General features: G+C 63.3%; 17 protein-coding genes and 1 pseudogene. 9 read left to right on the forward strand and 9 right to left on the reverse strand.

Annotation, left to right across the window (positions count from 1 at the left end; genetic code table 11):
• Positions 1–164: 164 nt before the first annotated feature.
• The 3 genes from AC0NIH_RS18795 to AC0NIH_RS18805 are packed head-to-tail and all read left to right on the forward strand — an operon-like array spanning position 165 to position 3,008.
• On the forward strand, positions 165–1,088 hold the full coding sequence (locus AC0NIH_RS18795; protein ID WP_224688500.1) for a carbohydrate ABC transporter permease: 924 nt from the start codon (positions 165–167) through the stop codon (positions 1,086–1,088).
• Positions 1,088–1,936, forward strand: a complete 849-nt coding sequence (locus AC0NIH_RS18800) for a carbohydrate ABC transporter permease (RefSeq protein ID WP_013895215.1) — start codon at positions 1,088–1,090, stop codon at positions 1,934–1,936. The genes AC0NIH_RS18795 and AC0NIH_RS18800 overlap by 1 nt, the downstream gene beginning before the upstream one ends.
• A gap of 4 nt (positions 1,937–1,940) precedes the next feature.
• Positions 1,941–3,008 (forward strand): ABC transporter ATP-binding protein, encoded by a 1,068-nt coding sequence (locus AC0NIH_RS18805; protein WP_473460520.1) that lies wholly within the window; start codon positions 1,941–1,943, stop codon positions 3,006–3,008.
• A gap of 95 nt (positions 3,009–3,103) precedes the next feature.
• Here AC0NIH_RS18805 and rpmG read toward each other — a convergent pair whose 3' ends face one another.
• The 8 genes from rpmG to AC0NIH_RS18845 form a co-directional block, all read right to left on the reverse strand.
• Complete coding sequence (gene rpmG / locus AC0NIH_RS18810) at positions 3,104–3,271, reverse strand: 50S ribosomal protein L33 (RefSeq protein WP_006201775.1); 168 nt, start codon at positions 3,269–3,271, stop codon at positions 3,104–3,106.
• Positions 3,272–3,553: 282 nt separating this feature from the next.
• Positions 3,554–4,009, reverse strand: coding sequence for a YqfO family protein (locus tag AC0NIH_RS18815; protein ID WP_023763634.1), 456 nt, complete (start codon positions 4,007–4,009; stop codon positions 3,554–3,556).
• A gap of 114 nt (positions 4,010–4,123) precedes the next feature.
• Positions 4,124–5,302, reverse strand: coding sequence for an MFS transporter (locus tag AC0NIH_RS18820; protein WP_013895218.1), 1,179 nt, complete (start codon positions 5,300–5,302; stop codon positions 4,124–4,126).
• Positions 5,303–5,380: 78 nt separating this feature from the next.
• Positions 5,381–6,121, reverse strand: coding sequence for an NUDIX hydrolase (locus tag AC0NIH_RS18825; RefSeq protein ID WP_473460517.1), 741 nt, complete (start codon positions 6,119–6,121; stop codon positions 5,381–5,383).
• 73 nt (positions 6,122–6,194) lie between these two features.
• Positions 6,195–6,647 (reverse strand): DUF983 domain-containing protein, encoded by a 453-nt coding sequence (locus AC0NIH_RS18830; RefSeq protein ID WP_287270396.1) that lies wholly within the window; start codon positions 6,645–6,647, stop codon positions 6,195–6,197.
• Positions 6,647–8,965: a ribonuclease R gene (gene rnr, locus AC0NIH_RS18835; protein WP_473460515.1), complete on the reverse strand. Its 2,319-nt coding sequence runs from the start codon at positions 8,963–8,965 to the stop codon at positions 6,647–6,649. Before rnr ends, AC0NIH_RS18830 begins: the two co-directional genes overlap by 1 nt.
• Positions 8,966–8,971: 6 nt before the next feature.
• Positions 8,972–11,584, reverse strand: a complete 2,613-nt coding sequence (topA, locus tag AC0NIH_RS18840) for a type I DNA topoisomerase (RefSeq protein ID WP_473460513.1) — start codon at positions 11,582–11,584, stop codon at positions 8,972–8,974.
• Between the two features lie 338 nt (positions 11,585–11,922).
• The gene (locus AC0NIH_RS18845) at positions 11,923–12,300 is read right to left on the reverse strand and encodes a COG4315 family predicted lipoprotein (protein ID WP_473460511.1); all 378 of its coding nucleotides are present in this window, start codon (positions 12,298–12,300) and stop codon (positions 11,923–11,925) included.
• A gap of 281 nt (positions 12,301–12,581) precedes the next feature.
• On the opposite strand from AC0NIH_RS18845, the gene AC0NIH_RS18850 reads away from it, so the two are divergent.
• The 5 genes and pseudogenes from AC0NIH_RS18850 to AC0NIH_RS18870 all read left to right on the forward strand — a co-directional run bounded on the left by AC0NIH_RS18850 (position 12,582) and on the right by AC0NIH_RS18870 (position 18,017).
• Positions 12,582–13,328 carry a cytochrome c biogenesis CcdA family protein gene (locus AC0NIH_RS18850; protein WP_473460509.1) on the forward strand — a complete coding sequence of 249 codons (747 nt, stop codon included), beginning with the start codon at positions 12,582–12,584 and terminating at the stop codon, positions 13,326–13,328.
• Positions 13,329–13,490: 162 nt separating this feature from the next.
• Positions 13,491–14,849, forward strand: coding sequence for a bifunctional UDP-N-acetylglucosamine diphosphorylase/glucosamine-1-phosphate N-acetyltransferase GlmU (glmU, locus tag AC0NIH_RS18855; protein WP_473460507.1), 1,359 nt, complete (start codon positions 13,491–13,493; stop codon positions 14,847–14,849).
• Positions 14,850–15,022: 173 nt separating this feature from the next.
• The gene (gene glmS / locus AC0NIH_RS18860; protein ID WP_473460505.1) at positions 15,023–16,846 is read left to right on the forward strand and encodes a glutamine--fructose-6-phosphate transaminase (isomerizing); all 1,824 of its coding nucleotides are present in this window, start codon (positions 15,023–15,025) and stop codon (positions 16,844–16,846) included.
• A gap of 32 nt (positions 16,847–16,878) precedes the next feature.
• A pseudogene (locus AC0NIH_RS18865) lies at positions 16,879–17,181 on the forward strand (HigA family addiction module antitoxin).
• Positions 17,182–17,261: 80 nt separating this feature from the next.
• Positions 17,262–18,017 carry a DUF502 domain-containing protein gene (locus tag AC0NIH_RS18870; protein WP_031257382.1) on the forward strand — a complete coding sequence of 252 codons (756 nt, stop codon included), beginning with the start codon at positions 17,262–17,264 and terminating at the stop codon, positions 18,015–18,017.
• On the opposite strand, the gene recG is transcribed toward AC0NIH_RS18870, so the two are convergent.
• Positions 17,969–20,077, reverse strand: a complete 2,109-nt coding sequence (recG, locus tag AC0NIH_RS18875) for an ATP-dependent DNA helicase RecG (RefSeq protein WP_473460503.1) — start codon at positions 20,075–20,077, stop codon at positions 17,969–17,971. The two genes, AC0NIH_RS18870 and recG, sit on opposite strands and share 49 nt — an antisense overlap.
• Positions 20,078–20,169: 92 nt before the next feature.
• Here recG and AC0NIH_RS18880 point away from each other — a divergent pair, with 92 nt between their 5' ends.
• Positions 20,170–20,457 carry a succinate dehydrogenase assembly factor 2 gene (locus tag AC0NIH_RS18880; protein WP_023780587.1) on the forward strand — a complete coding sequence of 96 codons (288 nt, stop codon included), beginning with the start codon at positions 20,170–20,172 and terminating at the stop codon, positions 20,455–20,457.
• The last annotated feature ends 58 nt before the right edge of the window (positions 20,458–20,515 follow it).

The raw sequence follows: 20,515 nt of genomic DNA on the forward strand, positions 1-20,515 counted from the left end.
CCCGTTCACGGGGAGAAGGTGTCACGAAGTGACGGATGAGGGGCGGCGGTAGTTCTGCCTACTTTGCGCTGCCCCTCATCTGCCTGCCGGCATCTTCTCCCCGTATAGAGATGGGGAGAAGGACGCTGTCCCCCGCCGCCGCCCAGGGAGCCGTTCCTCAGCCAATGACCTATGCCGTTCCCGAAATACGATCCGCCGGCAAGCCTCGAAGGAAGCGGCTGTCGCACGCCGCTATCGAGCCCTGGCTCTATCTCAGCCCGGCGATCATCCTGCTGGTCGTGGTGCTTTTGGTGCCGCTGGTCATCGGCATCAGCTATTCGTTCCGTAAATTCTCCGCCTTCAAGTCGGAATATGTCGGGCTCGGCCAGTACCAGGCGATGCTGTCGGACCAGGTGCTGGGGCAGGCGCTGGTCAACACGCTGTGGTGGACGGCCGCCAGCCTGTTCTTCCAGTTCTTCCTCGGCCTTGGCCTGGCGATGCTGCTCGACAAGCCGTTCCGGGGCCGCAAGGCGGTGCAGGCGCTGGTCTTCCTGCCCTGGGCGGTGCCGTCCTTCCTGTCGGGCCTGACATGGGCCTGGCTGTTCAACCCGATCATCGGTCCGCTGCCGCACTGGCTGTTCGCCTTGGGGCTGAAGGCCGAGCCGACCAACGTGCTGTCCGATCCCTCGACCGCGATGTGGGGGCCGATCGTCGCCAATATCTGGTTCGGCATCCCGTTCTTCGCCATTACCTTGCTGGCGGCGCTGAAATCGATCCCGTCGGAACTGCATGAGGCGGCGGCGATCGACGGCGCCTCGCCCTGGCAGCGCTTCACCAAGGTGACATTGCCGTTCCTGGCGCCGACCATTGCCATCACCGTGATGCTGCGCACCATCTGGATCGCCACCTTCGCCGACCTGATCTTCGTCATGACCGAGGGCGGTCCGGCCGGCTCGACCAACACGGTACCGGTCTACATCTATGTCAGCGCCTTCAAGTCGCTGGACAAGGGCTATGCCTCGGCGGTGGCCGTGCTGCTGCTTGTCCTGCTCATTGCCTATGCTATCGCGCTGATCGCGATCCGCCGCACACTGGTGAGGCACGTCTGATGATTGCAGGACGCTCAGCCTCGCAACGCTTCTTCGGCGGCATCGGCCTCTACGCAGCCATCGCCGCTTACGTGATCTTCGCCCTGTTCCCGATCTACTGGACGCTGAAGATATCGGTCACGCCGGAGCGGCTCCTCTATTCCGAAGGCATCACCTTCTGGCCATCGCAAATGACGTTGCAAAATTTCGTCACCGTGCTCGAAGCCACCGATTTCCCGCGCTATTTCCTCAACAGCGTCATCGTCTCGGTATCGACGGCTGCCCTGGTGACGGTCATTGCGACGCTCGCCGGCTACGCCATGTCGCGCTTCACCTTTCGCGGCAAGGCGGCACTGGCGCTGATGCTGCTTTTGACCCAGACCTTTCCGCTGGTGATGGTCATCCCGCCGATCTACCGCGTCATGGGGCAGATCGGCCTGATCAACAGCCTGACCGGGCTGATCATCATCTACACCGCTTTCAACACCGCGTTCGCGACCTTCCTGATGCAGTCCTTCTTCGACGGCATCCCCAAGGATTTGGAGGAAGCGGCGATGATCGACGGCTGTACCCGAGCGCAGGCAATGCGCAAGGTGATCGTGCCGCTGACGCTGCCCGGCATGGGTGCGACGCTGGGCTTCGTCTTCACCGCCGCCTGGAGCGAGCTTCTGTTCGCCCTGATGCTGATTTCCAGCGACGACCAAAAAACCTTCGCGGTCGGCCTGCTGACCTTCATCGGGAAGTTCGCAGTCGACTGGGGGCAGATGATGGCGGCGTCGATCCTGGCGCTGATCCCGGTCTGCATTTTCTTCGCCTTCCTGCAACGCTATCTCGTCACCGGCCTGACCGCCGGCGCCGTCAAAGGATAGATCGATGGCCTCTGTTACACTCGAAAAAGTCCGCAAGGATTATGGCGCCGTCCGCGTCCTGCATGCGGTCGATCTTGAAATCGCCGATGGCGAATTCGTCGTCCTGGTCGGGCCGTCAGGTTGCGGCAAGTCGACCTTGCTGCGGATGATCGCCGGGCTGGAGGAGGCTTCCGGCGGCGAGATCCGCATCGGCGAACGGCTGGTCAACGACGTGGCGCCCAAGGACCGCGACATCGCCATGGTGTTCCAGTCCTATGCGCTCTACCCGCATATGGATGTGTCCAAGAACATGGGCTTCAGCCTGATGCTGCGCAAAGCCGAGAAGCCGGCGATCGATGCGCGGGTGGATGGCGCGGCCAAACGGCTGGGGTTGGACACTTTCCTGCAGCGCCTGCCGCGGCAATTGTCCGGCGGCCAGCGCCAGCGCGTCGCCATGGGCCGCGCCATCGTGCGCGATCCCAAGGTCTTCCTGTTCGACGAGCCGCTGTCGAACCTCGATGCCAAGCTGCGCGTCCACATGCGTGCCGAAATCAAGGCGCTGCACCAGCAATTGAAGACGACCTCGGTCTACGTCACCCACGACCAGATCGAGGCGATGACCATGGCCGACCGCATCGTCGTCATGCATGACGGGCTGATCCAGCAGGTCGGCGCGCCGCTCGATCTCTACGATCGCCCGGCCAACATGTTCGTCGCCGGCTTCATCGGCTCGCCCGGCATGAATTTCCTGCCGGCGACGGTGCGCAAGGGCGGGAAGTCGGACGCCGTGCTAGCCGACGGCCAAGCACTGCGACTGCCGGACGGACTGCCGCTCGGGAATGGCGATGCGGTCACCGTCGGTTTGCGGCCCGAGCACATCAGGCTGGACGACGACGGTGCGCTGCAAGGCGAGGTGGGGGTGGTGGAACCGCTCGGCCTGTCGACGCAGTTCTACGTCAAGCTGGCCAACCAGCAACTTTGCGTCTTTGCCATGGGCCGTGCCGGCGTCAAGCCCGGCGACACCGTGCGGCTGGCGGCTGATCCGGCGTCACTGCATCTGTTCGACCCGAAAAGCGGCGACCGCATCGGTTGAAGGAACTCGGCCGGGCCGGGCATTTCGGCCTGCAACCTCTGGAACAAAAAAGCCGCCCGGTGGGCGGCGTTTTGTCTACAAAGGAAAAACCCAGATTACTTGATCTTGGTTTCCTTGAATTCGACGTGCTTCTTGGCGACCGGGTCATACTTGCGGAACGACAGCTTGTCGGTCTTGGTGCGGCTGTTCTTGCTGGTCACGTAGAAGAAACCGGTGTCGGCGGTCGACAGAAGCTTGATCTTGATGTTTGCGGCTTTGGCCATGATATCAGTCCGTTATGTTCGTGGGGTTTTGGCCGCTGGAGCACGGGAAAACACCCGGACGCGGGAAACTTGGCGCGACATGTAAAGAACGTGCCCGGAAAGTCAAGCCCGGCGATACCCTCTCTTCCTTCTCCTCCTGTGGGAGAAGGTGGATCGGCGCGCAGCGCCGAGACGGTTGAGGGGTGGGTAACGGGGTGCCGTCGGCGCCAAGCTGGAACACCCCTCATCCGACCTCGCTTCGCGAGGCCACCTTCTCCCACAAGGGGAGAAGGGAAGGCCGCTTTATGCTTCTTCCTTAACCGCCGCAACCTTCTTCCAGTCTCCGGTCGTGTTCCACCAACGATTCGGGTTGGCGCGGTCGTCCAGCCCCTTGGACCTGCTGGCAAGGATCGGCTGGATGCGGATCACCGGCTCCTGATAGGAGTGCGCCTGGAAAATCGCCTCGACGACGCGGGCAGCCAGTGCCTGGTCATCGGGCAATTCGAATGAAACCTCGACCGTGCCCGGGCGGCGGCGCAATTCGGTTTCAGCGCCGGCCGCTGCCCCGTCAAGCGGCCTGTAGCGCTCGATGCCGTGCGCGGACTGATAGGCGTTGCGGTCGTAGTTGCCCATGGCCAGCGGGGCGAGCGCCACCACCGCGTCCATGATGCGGTCGACATCGGCGGCCGGAGCCTGGAAGCTCACAAGCAGCAGAAGCGTCATGCGCAGGGATGTGGTTTCAAAGCCGCTGTCGATCATGGGAGTGTCCTCAACTTCGGATGTTTTGGGGACACTCTTTTAACTGGGTGCTCCTGACAAGGTTCTGTCAGCATCGTGCCTCCGGGGCGGACAAGGGCTTCGACCGGTGCGAGGCTACAAAAGGATCTTGCGGATCAGCCTGAAGCAGACCAGGGCGATGTAGGCGCCGAAGAACAGGCCGAGCGACCAGCCGAAGCCAGACGGACCGAATGCATCCATGCCGATGCCGATCGCCTGTGGACCGAGCACCATGCCGACGCCGTAACAAAGCACGAAGGCGGCGTTGGCGGATGCCAGCTCATGGCCGGAAAGCTGCGAGCCGAGATGGGCAAGGCCGATCGTGTACATGGCCGCGACCACACCGCCCCACACAAACAAAAGGGCGGCCATCAGGTGCCAATTCTGCGCAAAGAAGGGCATGAAGACGGTGCCGACGAGACCGACGGTGGCGCAGGCGAGCAACAGGTAGCGGCGGTCGCTGACGCGATCGCTGATCATGCCGATCGGGATCTGCAGCAAAACGTTGCCGAGACCGATCATGGTCAGCAGCAGTGCCGCGTCGGCTTCGGAATAGCCGATGCGGTTGCCGTAGACCGGAAACAGCGCGAAGCCGCCGGTCTCGACGGCGCCGAACACCAGGACCGCGGCGGTCGCCGACGGCACCAGCCAGATATAGCGCAGGAAATTGCTGGTTTCGCCATCGGCTACAATGCTCGGGCTCTCGTTGCGCGCGGCCAGCACCGGTATCGCGGCCAGCGTCACCAGCGCGATGATGACGCCGAACGGCCTGAAGCCGGAACTGCCGAGATGAGCAAACAGCCACGGCCCGGCGGCAAAGCCGAGCGACAGGACGGTGGCGTAGATGCCAAGGACCAGACCGCGCCGGTGCGGCGGCGCCGAGGTGCTGATCCAGAACTCCGACAGAATGAACAGCACCGTCAGCGCGATGTGCAGCACGATGCGCAGCGGAAACCACATCCAGAAATCAGGCGCGAAGTGAAAGCCGACGAAGGCCAGCGCGCCGGCGGCGATCATCGCGATCATGGTCCAGGCGACACCGAAGCGCATGGCGAGCGGCGTGGCGAGCGGGGCGCCCGCGATCGAAGCCAGGCCGGCGACGGCCGTGTTGAGGCCGATCATCGAAGCCGAATGGCCACGCGTTTCCAGGATGACGCTGAGCAACGGCATACCGAGGCCGATGGCGATGCCGACGACGCTGATCGACGAGATCGCCGCCACCATCGGCAGCCAATGTACGCGTTCGTCGCCCTGTTGTTGGGTATCGACCGTCATGAGATGCTGAATACTCTGTCTTTTTGATCTTACGCAATTCCGGACGGAAAACCGCGTCACGCTTTTCCTGGAATTGCTCTAGAGAAGTTCGCGGGTGAAGCGGTTGCCGACAAGTCGGTAGAAGGGGACGGAACCGCCTGGACGCAGCAGCGGATCATGGGCGAGGCGCTTTTCCAGCTCGTCCAGGATCGTTCGCGTGATGTCGGGGATGTCGGCTTCCCTTGCCTTGGCAAGCGGCAACCAGACCAGTTCCTCGAGTTCGTTGGTCGGGCCGCCACCAGGCAATTCGACGGCGACATCGTCGCGCCAGGCGCTGAAGAAGCGCGTGTCGAAGCGGCGCACCCGGTTGGGCGGGGTGATGGCCCGCGCGATAAAGCGCAGCATGTCCAGGGAGGGCTGCACGCCATGTTCGGCAAAGCCTTGCCAATCGCGCCTGGCGGTGGCGAAGACGCCTTTGCGGCCGATCAGCAGCCCGGCTTCCTCATAGGTCTCGCGGATCGCCGACAGGGCGATGGCGCGGGCGCGCGCCGCGCTTGTGCGGCCGGGACCGGCAAGCAGCTTTGCTTCCTGCTCGGCGTGCAACACGGCGGCGACCGGGATGCGGCTGTCGGCAGGGTCGGTGCGGCCACCGGGAAAAACGAATTTTCCGGGCATGAAGGCATGGCCGGCGTGGCGGCGGCCCATCAGGACCAGTACTTCATCGCCCTTGCGGTCGAGAAGGATCAGGGTCGCGGCATCGCGCGGGCGCATCGGCCGATCGCTATGAGCGACCATGCTCCTCTCGATCCCGTCGACTTGCGCCTTGGTCATACCATCCATGCGCACGACCTAGCGGAAACTTCTTGCATGCGAAAGTGGCCTTAACCGTTGGCGTATTGCGCCAGCCTGCACCTCAGGCCCCGGGATGCGGCTCGATTGCATCCTTTTCGCCACCGAATCCGTGCATATAGAACGCCCATTGCAGTCCGATGACGGCACCTTTGACAGGCTGCAGCAGCGCAACCGACAAAAGGATGGTCAAGGGCACCCAGATGACGATGTGCTGCCAGGTCGACAAGGTCGACGTCGCTTCCACACCCATGAAGGCACCGAGAATGATGTGGCCGACAATGACGATGACCAGATAAGCAGGCAGGTCGTCGGCGCGATGATGGTGGATCTCTTCGCCGCAGACGCTGCAGGCGTCGACAGTTTTGGTGAAGCCGCGGAACAGCTTGCCTTCGCCGCAATTCGGGCAGCGGCCCAGCAGGCCGCGCTTCATCGCCGTCCACAGCGGGCGGGCAACCCGGCCCGAATGATGTTCGCCGCCGAAAACCTGTTCTTGTATCCCTAATTCTTTTGGCATCATCGTCTCCTGCCGCGCGAACCCGGTCGCGATTGCGACGCGCGGGCGCGGCCCTTGGCCTTGTGAAACGACTTGACGGAGCCTGGCAGGGGCTTCGGGTCGGTCAACATCTCGAAGCGCATCGCGCCGGCCATCGGTGCCACCTCGACGAGCCGGACCTCGACCCGATCCGCGAGCTGGTAGCCTTTGCCCGAGCGTTCTCCAAACAGGGAGCGGGCCGTTTCATCGTATATATAGTAATCGCCGCCCAGAGTTGACACCGGGATGAAACCATCGGCGCCATACTGCGGCAATTGGACAAATAGTCCCGATTTGGTGACGCCGGAGATGCGGGCGTCGAAGCGGTCGTCGATGCGCTCGGCGAGGTAGGCGGCGATCAGCCGGTCGACCGTATCGCGTTCGGCAGCCATTGCGCGGCGTTCCGTGCCGGAGATCAGCACCGCGACGTCCTCGAGCCGGGCTTCTTCGTCGCGCGTCAGTCCGCCCGGGCCGAGGCCGAGTGCGGCGATAAGTCCGCGATGCACGATGAGGTCGGCATAGCGGCGGATCGGCGAGGTGAAATGCGCGTAGCGCCTGAGGTTCAGGCCGAAATGGCCGATATTCCCGGGCGAATATTCGGCTTGGCTCTGAGACCGCAGCACCACTTCGTTGACCAGCCCTTCATTGTCGGCGCCGCGCACGCGCTCCAGGATGCCATTGAACTGGCTGGGCCGCATCTGCGCACCGCGCGCCAGCGACAGCCCCAGCGTCTGCAGGAATTCGCGCAGCGATTCCTGCTTGGCGAGCGAGGGTGCGTCGTGGACGCGGTAGACCAGCGCCTGCTTCTTCGCCTCGAGCGACTCGGCGGCGGCGACATTGGCCTGGATCATGAATTCTTCGATCAGCTTGTGGGCATCGAGCCGCTCCGGCACGATGACGCGGTCGACCGTGCCGTCAGCTTTAAGCAGGATCTTGCGCTCCGGCAGGTCGAGTTCCAGTGGCTGGCGGCCGTCGCGTCCGCGCTTGAGGATCGCATAGGCATCCCACAGCGGCTTCAGCACCGTGTCGAGGATCGGGCCGGTCTTGTCGTCCGGCACGCCGTCGATCGCCGCCTGCGCCTGCGGGTAGGCCAGCTTGGCCGCCGATTTCATCATGATGCGGTGGAAGGAGTGCCTGATCTTGTGACCGTCGGCGGAGAAGGTCATGCGCACTGCCAGCGCCGGACGGTCCTGGCCCTCGCGCAGCGAACAAAGATCATTGGAAATGCGTTCGGGCAGCATCGGCACGACGCGATCCGGGAAATAGACCGAATTGCCGCGCTTCAAGGCTTCGCGGTCGAGCGCCGTGCCATAGCGCACATAGGCGGCGACATCGGCGATGGCGACCGTGACGACCACTCCGCCCGGATTCTTCTCATCGAGGTCCGGCGTGGCGAACACCGCGTCGTCATGGTCCTTGGCGTCGGCCGGATCGATGGTGACCAGCGGCAGGTCTCGCCAGTCCTCACGGTGATCGAGCGTTGCCGGCTTGACGGCCTCGGATTCGGCGATGACGTCGGCCGGGAAAATGTGGGGAATGTCGTGGGCGTGGATGGCGATCATCGAGACCGCCTTTTCGCTGGTCAGCGAACCCAGCACATTGAGCACCTTGGCGTGGGGCAGACCGTAGCGCGAGGCGCGCGCGGGCTCGACCTCGACCAGATCGCCGTTTTTGGCGCCGTTCTGGAATTCCTTGTCGACGATCAGTTCCGGCTGGCGCCGTTCCACCGGTTCGATGCGAAAGGTGCCGTCCTTGAGTACGCGGAAGACGCCGAGAACGGCATCGGTGCGTTTCTCGAAGATCTTCATCACCCGGCCGGTATAGGCAGGGCCGCCCAGGGCGACATTCGTCTCGTCGGCGGGAAAGGTCTTGGCCAGCACGCGGTCGCCAATGCCGGGCGCCGGTCCACCACCACTGCGCGACAGGCGGATGGAAACGATGGGCGGCGGTCCGTTGGCCGTGTGTTCGGTGGGACGCGCCAACAGCACGCCGTCGGCGTCACGGTCGAAAATATCGAGGACCGTGACGTGGGGCAGGGCGCCGACGCGGGCCAGCCCCTTGCGCTCCTTGGTCAGGACACCTTCGTCCTGCAGGTCACGCAAAATGTCTTTCAGCCAGATGCGGTCGTCGCCGCGCAAGGCGAACGCCTTGGCGATGTCGCGCTTTCCGGCGCGATCGGGATTTTCGGCGATGTAGCGCAGGATCTCGTCACGCGAGGGCCGGTAGTCGTCCTTGACCTTGGCCCTGGTGTCGGCGGTGCGCGGATCGCCGTGGCTTCTTCCGGTGATCTTGCGCGCCACGCCGTCCTATCCTTTTTTCTTCGCGGCCGGCTTCTTGGTCGCCGCTTTCTTGGCTGCCGGGGCTGCTGCCTTGCGGAACGGCTTCTTGCCGCCGCCGCCCTTGGCTTCCCTCTCGGCGATCAGCGCCAGCGCATCCTCGATCGTCACCGATTGCGGATCCTTGCCCTTGGGCAGCGTGGCGTTGACCTTGCCGAAATTGACGTAGGGTCCGTATTTGCCGTCGCGAACGACGATCTTGCCACCGCCCTCCGGATGGTCGCCCAGTTCTTTCAAGGCAGCGGCGGTGCCGCCGTTGCGGCCGCCCTTGGCCTTCGATTGCTTCTCGGCAATCACCGTGACGGCGCGGTTGAGGCCGATCGAGAACACGTCCTCGATGCTGTCGACATTGGCGTAGGTGCCGTCGTGCAGCACGAACGGACCGTAACGACCGAGCCCGGCCGAGATCATCTTGCCAGATTCGGGATGTTTTCCCACATCGCGCGGCAATGACAGCAGTGCCAGCGCTTTCTCATGGTCGATGGATTCCGGCGTCCAACCCTTGGGCAGGCTGGAGCGCTTGGCTTCCTTGCCGTCGCCGCGCTGGATGTAGGGGCCGAAGCGGCCTGAGCGCAGCGTGATTTCCTCGGCCGTGTAAGGATCCTTGCCGAGCACCTTGGTGCCGTCGTCGCCGCCGCCATTCTCGCCATTCGGGTTGGCGGCGTCGCCGAGTTGGCGGGTGAAGGAGCATTCCGGATAGTTCGAGCAGCCGACGAAAGCGCCGAACTTGCCGAGCTTCAGCGACAGATTGCCGGTGCCGCATTTCGGGCAGATGCGCGGGTTCGAACCGTCCTCGCGGGCGGGGAATACCAGCGGCGCCAGTTCCTCGTTCAGCGCATCGAGCACGTCGGTGACGCGCAGTTCCTTGATATCGGCGACGGCGCCTGAAAAATCCTTCCAGAAGTCGCGCAGCACGTCCTTCCAGGCGAGCTTGCCGTCGGAAATCTCGTCGAGCTTTTCCTCCAGCGAGGCGGTGAAGTCGTATTCGACATAGCGCTCGAAGAAGCTTTCCAGGAAGGCCGACAGCAGCCGCCCCTTGGCCTGCGGCACCAGCCGGCGCTTGTCGATCGTGACATAGTCGCGGTCCTCAAGTGTCTTCAGGATCGCGGTGTAGGTCGACGGGCGGCCGATGCCGAGCTCTTCCAGCTTCTTGATCAGCGACGCCTCGGAATAACGCGGCGGCGGCTCGGTGGTGTGCTGGGTGGCGTTGATCGCCTGGCGGGCGAGCTGCTCGCCGGCGTGGATCTCGGGCAGGCGGCGGTTTTCCTCGTCCTCCGCGTCGTCTTCCTTCTGGTCGGTGTAGGCGGCGATGAAGCCGTCGAAGCGGACGACGGAACCGACGGCGCGAAGCTCGGCGGTGCGCGAGCCGTTCACCGCCTCGATCTCGACGGTGGTGCGCTCGATCTCGGCCGGCTGCATCTGGCTGGAGATGGCGCGCTTCCAGATCAGCTCATAGAGCCGCATCTGGTCGGAATCGAGGTACTGCCTGACCGATGCCGGGGTGCGCATGAAATCCGTCGGACGGATCGCCTCGTGCGCTTCCTGGGCGTTCTTGGCCTTGGTCGTGTAAACGCGCGGCTTTTCCGGCAGGTATTTCGGGCCAAATTCCTTGGCGATCGCATCGCGGGCAGCGTCGATCGCTTCCGGCGCCATTTGCACCCCGTCGGTTCGCATATAGGTGATCAGGCCGGTGGTTTCGCCGCCGATCTCCATCCCTTCATAGAGCCGCTGCGCCACCTGCATGGTTCGGGTGGCGGAGAAACCGAGGCCCGAGGAAGCCGCCTGTTGCAGCGTCGAGGTGGTGAAGGGCGGGCCTGGATTGCGCTTGGTCGGCTTGGCTTCGACGGACAGCGCCTTGAAGGAGGCGCCCTCGAGCATCGTCTTGATGTCGTCGGCCTGCGCCTTGTTGGAAATGTCGAGCTTCTGCAGCTTCTTGCGCTCGAACGCGGTGAGCCGGGCTTCGAAAGCCTCGTTGCGGGGCGTGCCGAGGATGGCGGCGATCTGCCAATATTCCTCGCGGATGAAGCGCTCGATCTCGGATTCGCGGTCGCAGACAAGGCGCAACGCCACCGACTGGACACGGCCGGCCGAGCGGGCGCCCGGCAATTTGCGCCACAGAACCGGCGACAGCGTGAAGCCGACGAGATAGTCGAGCGCCCGGCGGGCCAGATAGGCATCGACCAGCGGCGCATCGATCTGGCGCGGATTGGCCATCGCTTCCAGCACCGACGACTTGGTGATGGCGTTGAAGACGACACGGCTGACCGGCTTGTCCTTCAGCGCACGCTTCTGCTTCAGCACTTCCAGCACGTGCCAGGAGATGGCTTCGCCCTCGCGATCCGGGTCGGTGGCGAGGATCAGGCCATCGGCATCCTTGACCGCCTTGGCGATGTCGGCGAGGCGCTTGCCCGAAGCGGTGTCGACCGCCCAGGACATGGCGAAATCCTCGTCCGGACGCACCGAGCCGTCCTTGGCCGGCAGATCGCGGACATGGCCGAACGAGGCCAGAACCTTGTAGTTCTTGCCGAGGTATTTGTTGATTGTCTTTGCCTTGGCCGGCGATTCGACGACGACGACGTCCATGAGGTCTCTTATTCAGCTGTGATGCGCCAGAAGAATTCCGCTGCGCGCGACGAAATCTCGTTCCTGTTGCCGCTCACATGGCCGCGCTTTCGCATCCGGTCAAGGGGAAGCGCCCAAATTGCGGGGATGCCGGCAGCAATACACTCTTAGAGTGTATGGAGAAAATCACAGAATTGGCCGAGAGAGACGATGGTCGCAAATTGGCGAAAACGACCGAGCTCCGTTTCGATGAGTCGAGGAATGCCGTCCCTCGATCATGAGGCCGGCCGCCGACGGTATCGGAGGCTGCCCGGCGACCAGCTGATGCCCCGCCAACAGGCGGGAAGCGGGAAGGAGGCTCAGTCGGCCTTGACGACGTGCCAGACGCCGGCGACGCCGTCACCGCTCATGTCGCCAGCCTTCTTGTCCTTGACGAAGGTGTAGACCGGCTTGCCGTCATAGGCCCACATCTTGGTGCCATCGGTGCGTTTGACAACGCTCCATTCGTCGTCCGCCTTGGCGCTGGCCGCGGCCTTCAGCGGCGCCCAGTTGGCGGCGCATTTGTCGTAGCAGTTCGACTTGCCCTTGCTGTCCTTGTCATAGGTGTAAAGCGTCATGCCCTTGGGATCGGTGTAGATCTTGGTGCCGCCGACATCGGCTTCCTTCCACGCCTCGGCGGCGAAGGATGCGGCGGTGCTGAGCAGAAGCGCGGCCAGCCCTGCGGTTATGATTTTCATGGAACCCTCCCTGATATGTGGAGACGCGCGGGAAATCGCGGTCTCGTTGTGTCAACGCCTGCCGGCCGGAGGTTCTTCCCGAAAGGGCTTGTGGGATATCGGTAGCTGGGGCTTTGGTTGCCAGTAACAATTCCATCGGTTCGGTCGTACTTGGTTGGGTGGGGTCAGCGAGATTGCCCGAACAGCGACTGGTTGCCACACATTGGTGATTGGCGCACAGGCCAGGGCTTCGCTATATCGGCGCCCAAACAGTATCGTCGCCGAAACAGCAGGGTTTTGGAATGGCATTGGATATCGGCTATGTCAGCGCGGTCGGGGCGGGCGCCATCTCGTTCCTGTCGCCTTGCGTGCTGCCGCTGGTGCCGCCCTATCTCTGCTACATGGCCGGTGTCTCGGTCGACGATTTTCGTGGCAATGCGGGGGCGACGGCGCGTGAAGGCACGCGCGGCGCGCTGCTCTATTCCTCGATCGCCTTCGTGCTCGGCTTCTCGACCGTGTTCGTGGCGCTCGGCGCCGGCGCCTCGACCATCGGTCGGCTGCTGCGCGTCTGGCAAGAGCCGCTGGCGATGGGCGCCGGCGTGCTGATCATCCTGATGGGCCTGAATTTCCTCGGTATCCTGCGCATCCCGTTGTTGTCGCGCGAGGCGCGCTTCCAGTCGCAGGGCAAGCCGGCAAGTGCTGTCGCCGCCTATGTCATGGGACTGGCCTTCGCCTTCGGCTGGACACCTTGCATCGGCCCGGTGCTGGGACCGATCCTGACGCTGGCCGGCGGTCGCGAAACCGTGGGCGAGGGCGCGCTGCTGCTCGCCGCCTATTCGCTTGGGCTTGGCATACCCTTCCTGATCGCGGCGCTGTTTTCCGGCGCCTTCATGCGTTTCCTCGGCAAATTCCGCGTCCATCTCGGCCGAGTGGAAAAAGCGATTGGTGCGCTGCTGGTCGTTGCCGGCGCGTTTTTCCTGACCGGCGGGGTGCAGGCCGTATCGTACTGGCTGCTGGAAAATTTCCCCGTGTTGGGGCGGCTGGGCTAGCGGTCCGGCCGCAGGACGGGCGTTTAACAGACTGGGCGGTAGACCTACTGATTAAAAGCCACCTGCTCCGCCATCTCACCGGAATTTAACCGCATTGGTGCAGCATGGCGCCACTGCTAGCATGCTTTGATTCCCAACGCTTTTTCATATGGTTGTCCATCCATGAGCCAGAGAACCTGTCTGTCGATCATCCTCGCTGCCGGCGAAGGCACGCGCATGAAGAGTGCGCTGCCGAAGGTGCTGCACAAAATCGCCGGCCTGCCGATGGTCGCGCATGTGGTGAAGGCCGCCGAAGCCGCCGGGGCCGGCGACCAGGCGCTGGTGATCGGCCATGGGGCGGAGGAAATGCGCAAGGCCGCGGCAAAATTCGCTGTGAAGGCCGAGACCTTCGTGCAGGAAAAGCGGCTTGGCACGGCGCATGCCGTGCTGGCTGCGCGCGAAGCGATATCAAGGGGTTACGACGATGTCCTGGTGATGTTCGGTGACACGCCGCTGATCGATCCGGGGGCGCTGACCGTGGCGCGACTGAAGCTGGCGGAAGGTGCTGCCGTCGCCGTCATCGGCTTCCGTACACCCAATCCAACCGGCTATGGCCGGCTGATCGAAAAGGGCGGCAAGCTGGTCGCCATCCGCGAGGAGAAAGATTGCAGCGAGGAAGAGAAGAAGATCACCTTCTGCAATGGCGGGCTGATGGCGGTGGCCGGTAGCCAGGCGCTGAAGCTGCTCGACGCGGTCGGCAACACGAACGCCAAGGGCGAATACTACCTCACCGACATCGTCGAGATCGCCAGCGGGCAAGGCCTCGATGTGGTTGCGACCGAAGCCAGCTTTGAAAATGCGCTCGGCATCAACAACCGCGCCGAACTGGCGCAAGCCGAGGGTATCTGGCAGCAGCGCCGGCGGTACGAGGCGATGCTTTCGGGCGTGACGCTGATCGCGCCGGAGACTGTTTTCTTCTCGCACGACACCGAAATCGGTGCCGACACGATCGTCGAGCCCGATGTCTGGTTTGGTCCAGGCGTAAAGATCGCCGGCGGCGCCAAGATCCACGCCTTCAGCCATATCGAAGGCGCCACTGTCGCGGGCAATTGCGATGTCGGTCCGTTCGCACGACTGCGGCCGGGCGCCGATCTGCGGGAAAAGGCAAAAGTCGGCAATTTCTGTGAGGTCAAGCAGGCTGTTATCGAGGAAGGCGCCAAGGTCAATCATCTGACCTATATCGGCGATGCACGTGTCGGCGCGGGGGCCAATATCGGGGCCGGCACCATCACCTGCAACTATGACGGCTACTCGAAATTCTTCACCGACATCGGCGAAGGCGCCTTCATCGGCTCGAATTCCTCGCTGGTCGCGCCTATCACAATCGGCAAGGGCGGCTACATCGCCTCGGGCAGCGTGATCACCGAAAGTGTACCCGACGATGCGCTGGCTTTCGGGCGCGCCCGCCAGAAGACGATTCCCGGCAAGGGCAAGGAATTGCGCGAGCGCTTTGCCTCGGCCGCGGCTGCCAAAAAGAAGTAAGACCGGCCTTCAAAAACTGAACGATTGCGGTAACCGGATTGCAAGTGCGCTGTGTCATGATGCATGCGTGCAGAAGCGTCCGTTACAGCGGACGAAATGCAATGTGACTTTCGCGGCGAACCGGCCATCCCTAAATAGCGCTGGTTTTCCACGGGGAATTGGGGGCTGTCTGCATGTGCGGTATCGTTGGAATCGTCGGCCACTCGCAGGTTGCGCCGCTCATTGTCGATGCGCTCAAGCGGCTCGAGTATCGCGGCTATGACTCGGCCGGCGTCGCCACTATCGAGAAGGGTGAGCTTGGCCGCCGCCGCGCCGAAGGCAAGCTGGTCAACCTCGAACGCCGGCTCAAGGACGAGCCGCTCGAAGGCACCATCGGCATCGGCCATACACGCTGGGCGACCCATGGTGTACCCAACGAGACCAATGCGCATCCGCATTTTTCCGCCGGCGTCGCCATCGTCCACAACGGCATCATCGAGAATTTCGCCGAACTGCGCGACGAACTGATCCGCGACGGCTATTCTTTCTCGTCGCAGACAGACACCGAGGTCGTTGCCCATTTGGTGGCGCGCGAACTGGCCAAGGGGCTGATGCCGGTCGAGGCCGCGCATCAGGCGCTGAAGCGGCTGGAAGGCGCCTTTGCGCTGGCCATCATGTTCAAAGGCGACGAGGATCTGATCGTCGGCGCCCGCAACGGCCCGCCGCTGGCCGTCGGCCATGGCGATGGCGAGATGTTCCTGGGCTCGGACGCCATCGCGCTCGCCCCGTTCACCAATTCGATAACCTATCTCGAGGACGGCGACTGGGCGGTGGTGCGCCGCGACGGTGTCGCCATCTTTGACATCGACGGCAAAAGGGTTGTCCGCAAGCGCCAGCAGTCGCTGTCGACCAGCTTCATGGTCGACAAGGGCAATCGCCGCCATTTCATGGAGAAGGAAATCCATGAGCAGCCCGAGGTGATCTCGCACACGCTGGCTCACTATGTGGATTTCGTCTCCGGCGTCTCCAAGCCGCTCGACCTGCCGTTCGATTTCGCCAAGATCGACCGGCTGGCGATCTCCGCCTGCGGCACCGCCTATCTCGCCGGCCTGATCGGCAAATACTGGTTCGAGCGCTATGCGCGGCTGCCGGTCGATATCGATGTCGCCTCGGAATTCCGCTACCGCGAAATGCCGCTGTCGGCCAACGATGCCGCTTTTTTCATCTCGCAATCGGGCGAGACCGCCGACACGCTGGCCTCGCTGCGCTACTGCCGCAAGGCCGGCATGAAGATCGGCGCCGTCGTCAATGTGCGGGAATCGACCATGGCGCGCGAATCCGACGTCGTGCTGCCGACGCTTGCCGGACCCGAGATCGGCGTCGCCTCGACCAAGGCTTTCACCTGCCAGCTGTCCGTGCTGGCCGCGCTTGCGGTGCGCGCCGGTGTGGCGCGCGGCACAATCTCGAAAGAGCAGGAGAAAACCCTGGTGCGCGCGCTTTCGGAAGCGCCGCGCTATGCCAACCAGGTGCTGAAGCTCGAGGAGCAGATCGAGCGCATCGCGCGCGAACTATCGCGCTACAAGGACGTGCTCTATCTCGGCCGCGACACCAATTTCCCGCTGGCCATGGAAGGCGCGCTGAAACTCAAGGAAATCTCCTACATCCACGCCGAAGGCTATGCCGCGGGCGAGTTGAAGCATGGCCCGATCGCGCTGATCGACGAGAATATGCCGGTCATCGTCATCGCGCCGCATGACCGTATCTTCGAGAAAACCGTTTCCAACATGCAGGAAGTGGCGGCGCGCGGCGGCAAGATCATCCTGATCACCGACAGCAAGGGCGCGGCACAGGTAAGCGTGAAGACGATGGAAACGATCGTGCTGCCGGATGTGCCGGAAATCATCTCGCCGATCATCTATGCGCTGCCGATCCAGATGCTGGCCTATTTCGCCGCCGTGTTCATGGGCACCGACGTCGACCAGCCACGCAATCTGGCGAAATCGGTGACGGTGGAGTAAGTTTTACCTCTCAAATCGGGAGGTTGAGCCGAATGGCATCGAAGTTCGCCCGTCCAGTTCACCCCGGAGAATTCCTGCGTGAAGAATATCTCGTTCCCCTTGGCATGAGCGCTGGCGCCCTCGCAAAAAAGCTCAATCTTCCGCGTACCCGTATCGAACGCATTGCCAAGGAATAGATCGGCTTGACCCCCGACACTGCTTTGCGACTGGCGCGGTTTTTCAACACCACGCCTCAATTCTGGATGAATTTTCAGCAGGCTTACGAGCTTGAGACCGAAGCGAAGAAACTAGCGTTGGAACTTGAGAAGATAGAACCGCTGGAAGCGGCGGCATAATCGGGCCTTTAAAAACTTCGCAGTTCCAAACGGCCTTGCTGTTCACTAATGTTGCACGGCAACCCGCGCCCCGGTGAACCATGTCCGACGCTCCGAAGACTTCTGGCATGACCCGGCTGAGGAACTATTTCCTCACAGGCTTCGTCGTCTGCGCGCCGCTGGCGATCACCGCCTATATTGCCTGGTCGTTCATCGGCTGGGTCGATTCCTGGGTAAAACCTTATATTCCAGCGCGTTACAACCCCGATACCTACCTGCCGTTCCCGGTGCCGGGCTTCGGGCTGATCGTCGCCCTGATCCTGATCACGCTGATCGGCTTCCTGACGGCCAACATCGTCGGCCGCGCCATCGTAAATTTCGGTGAGCGCATGCTTGGCCGCATGCCGCTGGTGCGCGGCATCTATGGCTCGCTGAAGCAGATTTTCGAGACCGTGCTGTCGAACAAAGGCGACATGTTCCGCCAGGTCGGGCTGGTCGAGTATCCGCGCAAGGGCGTCTGGTCGCTGGTCTTCGTCGCCAGCGAGAAAGAGACCGAGATCAACCAGAAGCTTGATCAGGAAGGCGATCCGCTGATTGCCGTGTTCATGCCCTGCACGCCGAACCCGACCACCGGCTTCCTGATGTACGTGCCGAAGTCGGACATCGTGCTGCTCGACATGACGATCGAGGACGGTGCCAAGCTGATCGTGTCGGCCGGACTGGTGGCGCCCGAGGTCAAGCAAATGGTTGTCGTGAATGGTGAGCCTATCGAGGGAATGCTTGCCAACCCATCGGTTGCCGCCTTGGCTCATCCGGCGCGCAGGAGCCGAACGGCTTCGTCGCGACCGAACAAATAGAGCAACAGGCGTAGCGCCTCGCCGCGGTCGGATTGCAGCTCAGGGTCGCGCGACAGGATCAACCTTGCATCGTCGCGGGCAGCTTCCAGAAGATCGGCATGAGCCTCGATACGCGCCACCTGGAAGCCCGGCGTGCCGGACTGGCGGGTGCCCAAAAGCTCGCCTTCACCGCGCAATTTCAGGTCTTCCTCGGCGATCAGGAAGCCGTCCTCCGTCTCGCGCATCACCGACAGCCGGCGTTTGGCGGTCTCGCCGAGCGGATCCTTGTAGAGCAGCACGCAGGAGGACGGCTTGTCGCCGCGTCCGACACGGCCGCGCAGCTGATGCAACTGCGCCAGGCCAAAGCGCTCGGCATGCTCGATGACCATGACGGTGGCATCGGGCACGTCGACGCCGACCTCGATGACCGTGGTAGCGATCAGGATGCGCGTCTCGCCCTGCTTGAAGGCCCGCATTGCCTCGTCCTTCTCCGCACCCTTCATACGGCCATGGACAAGGCCGATGCGGTCGCCGAACAGCGGTTTCAGCGAGGCGAAACGATCTTCCGCCGACATCAGTTTAATCTCTTCGGATTCTTCGACCAACGGACAGATCCAGTAGATCTTCTGGCCGCCGGCGACGGCATCGACCATGCGGCCGACCAGTTCGTCCAGGCGCTCCAGCGGCAGCGTGACGGTTCGGATCGGCTGGCGGCCGGCCGGCTTTTCCGTCAATTTCGACACGTCCATGTCACCGAAGGCGGTCAGCACCAGCGTGCGCGGGATGGGGGTCGCCGTCATCACCAGCATGTCGGGCGCATCGCCCTTGGCGGTGATGGCAAGCCGCTGGTGGACGCCGAAGCGGTGCTGCTCATCGATGACGGCCAGCACCAGGTCGTGGAAAGTCACCGTTTCCTGGAACAGCGCGTGGGTGCCGACGACGATGTCGATCTCGCCGCTGGCCAAACCGGCCAGCGTGTCGGCGCGTTCGCGGCCTTTCTCGCGCCCGGTCAGGATGGCGATGCGCAGGCCTATGCTGGCGGCAAGCGGGGCGATCGTCGCCAGATGCTGGCGCGCCAGGATTTCGGTCGGCGCCATCAACGCCGCCTGGCCGCCAGCCTCGACGGCGCGCGCCATGGCAAGCAGCGCGACGACCGTCTTGCCGGACCCGACATCGCCTTGCAGAAGCCGCAGCATGCGCTCGGGGTGGGCAAGGTCGGCATTGATTTCGGCCAGTGCGAATTCCTGGGAAGCGGTCAGCGAATAGGGAAGCGCTGCGCGCAGTTTCTCTACGATGCTGCCGTCGCCGACCAGGGGACGGCCAGACAAGCGGCGGATCTTTGCCCGCACCAACGCCAGCGAGACCTGGCCCGCCAGCAATTCGTCATAGGCGAGGCGCCGCCAGGCGGCGCCGTCGATGGAGACGTCGATCGGATCGGCCGGGTTGTGGATGCGGGCGAGCGCGTCGCCAAAGGTCGGAAAGGTGTGCCGGCGCATGAGGGCGCCATCCTGCCACTCGGGCAATTCGGGCAAGCGCGCCAGCGCCTGGCCGATCGCCCGGCGCAGCACCTTGCCGGACAGCCCCGCGGTGAGCGGGTAGACCGGTTCGACCAGCGGCAGGTTTTCCGCCTCGCTGGCCAGGGCGATATGGTCGGGGTGGACCATGGTCGGGCGGCCGTTGAACCATTCCATGCGGCCCGAGACCACGACATGCTCGCCGACTGGCATCGCCTTTTCGAGGTAGGAGGCATGGGCATGGAAGAAGGTCAGGCCGATTTCGCCGGTATCGTCATGGGCAAAGACCCGGTAGGGCACCGACCGGTTGCCGCGCGGCGGCGGCTGATGACGGTCAATGCGCAGATCGAGCGTGACGATCGCGCCCTCGGCGGCGAGCGCGATGCCGGGCCGGTTGCGGCGGTCGATGACGGTATGCGGCAGCACGAACAGAAGATCGCCGGCGCGCGCCGCGCGATCGCCGAGATCGGCGGCGACGACCTTCTCGATCAGCGCGCCAACCTTCGGCCCGACGCCGGCGAGCGAGGTGATCGGGACAAAGAGGGGGTCGAGGATGGAAGGACGCATGATGTCAGCTTATGTCGCGACGGCAGCAGCGCAAGGCTGACAGCCCCTTCTATCCACGCTATATGCGCCGCAGCAAGTGAGGATGCGCCACAATGACCGGAACGAAACGATCAAGCGAGGGGCTGGACGTCCACCGCCGCAAGCTCTTGTTCCGCTCCTGGCATCGCGGCTTGCGCGAGATGGATCTGATCCTCGGCACCTTCGCCGATGCCGAGATCGCCGCCTTGACGGCCGAGGAGATCGACCAATATGAGAGGCTCCTCGACATTCCCGACACCGAATTCCTGCCGCTGATAACTGGCGAACGCCCGGTGCCGGCGGATATCGACTGCGTCGTCCTGCAAAAGATCCTGGCGTCCCGCCGGACCATGATTTTCTGAACACAAGCAATTCCCAGGAAAAGTCCCAAGCAGTTTTCCTAGGAATTGCGACAAAACA

The organism is Mesorhizobium sp. WSM1386 (genome assembly GCF_055901595.1).

Bases quoted from the DNA above. Each gene is read 5' to 3' on its own strand.
- AC0NIH_RS18795 (WP_224688500.1), top strand. From the start codon at position 165: ATGACCTATGCCGTTCCCGAAATACGATCCGCCGGCAAGCCTCGAAGG.
- AC0NIH_RS18800 (WP_013895215.1), top strand. From the start codon at position 1,088: ATGATTGCAGGACGCTCAGCCTCGCAACGCTTCTTCGGCGGCATCGGC.
- AC0NIH_RS18805 (WP_473460520.1), top strand. From the start codon at position 1,941: ATGGCCTCTGTTACACTCGAAAAAGTCCGCAAGGATTATGGCGCCGTC.
- rpmG (WP_006201775.1), bottom strand. From the start codon at position 3,271: ATGGCCAAAGCCGCAAACATCAAGATCAAGCTTCTGTCGACCGCCGAC.
- AC0NIH_RS18815 (WP_023763634.1), bottom strand. From the start codon at position 4,009: ATGATCGACAGCGGCTTTGAAACCACATCCCTGCGCATGACGCTTCTG.
- AC0NIH_RS18820 (WP_013895218.1), bottom strand. From the start codon at position 5,302: ATGACGGTCGATACCCAACAACAGGGCGACGAACGCGTACATTGGCTG.
- AC0NIH_RS18825 (WP_473460517.1), bottom strand. From the start codon at position 6,121: ATGGATGGTATGACCAAGGCGCAAGTCGACGGGATCGAGAGGAGCATG.
- AC0NIH_RS18830 (WP_287270396.1), bottom strand. From the start codon at position 6,647: ATGCCAAAAGAATTAGGGATACAAGAACAGGTTTTCGGCGGCGAACAT.
- topA (WP_473460513.1), bottom strand. From the start codon at position 11,584: ATGGACGTCGTCGTCGTCGAATCGCCGGCCAAGGCAAAGACAATCAAC.
- AC0NIH_RS18845 (WP_473460511.1), bottom strand. From the start codon at position 12,300: ATGAAAATCATAACCGCAGGGCTGGCCGCGCTTCTGCTCAGCACCGCC.
- AC0NIH_RS18850 (WP_473460509.1), top strand. From the start codon at position 12,582: ATGGCATTGGATATCGGCTATGTCAGCGCGGTCGGGGCGGGCGCCATC.
- glmU (WP_473460507.1), top strand. From the start codon at position 13,491: ATGAGCCAGAGAACCTGTCTGTCGATCATCCTCGCTGCCGGCGAAGGC.
- glmS (WP_473460505.1), top strand. From the start codon at position 15,023: ATGTGCGGTATCGTTGGAATCGTCGGCCACTCGCAGGTTGCGCCGCTC.
- AC0NIH_RS18870 (WP_031257382.1), top strand. From the start codon at position 17,262: ATGTCCGACGCTCCGAAGACTTCTGGCATGACCCGGCTGAGGAACTAT.
- recG (WP_473460503.1), bottom strand. From the start codon at position 20,077: ATGCGTCCTTCCATCCTCGACCCCCTCTTTGTCCCGATCACCTCGCTC.
- AC0NIH_RS18880 (WP_023780587.1), top strand. From the start codon at position 20,170: ATGACCGGAACGAAACGATCAAGCGAGGGGCTGGACGTCCACCGCCGC.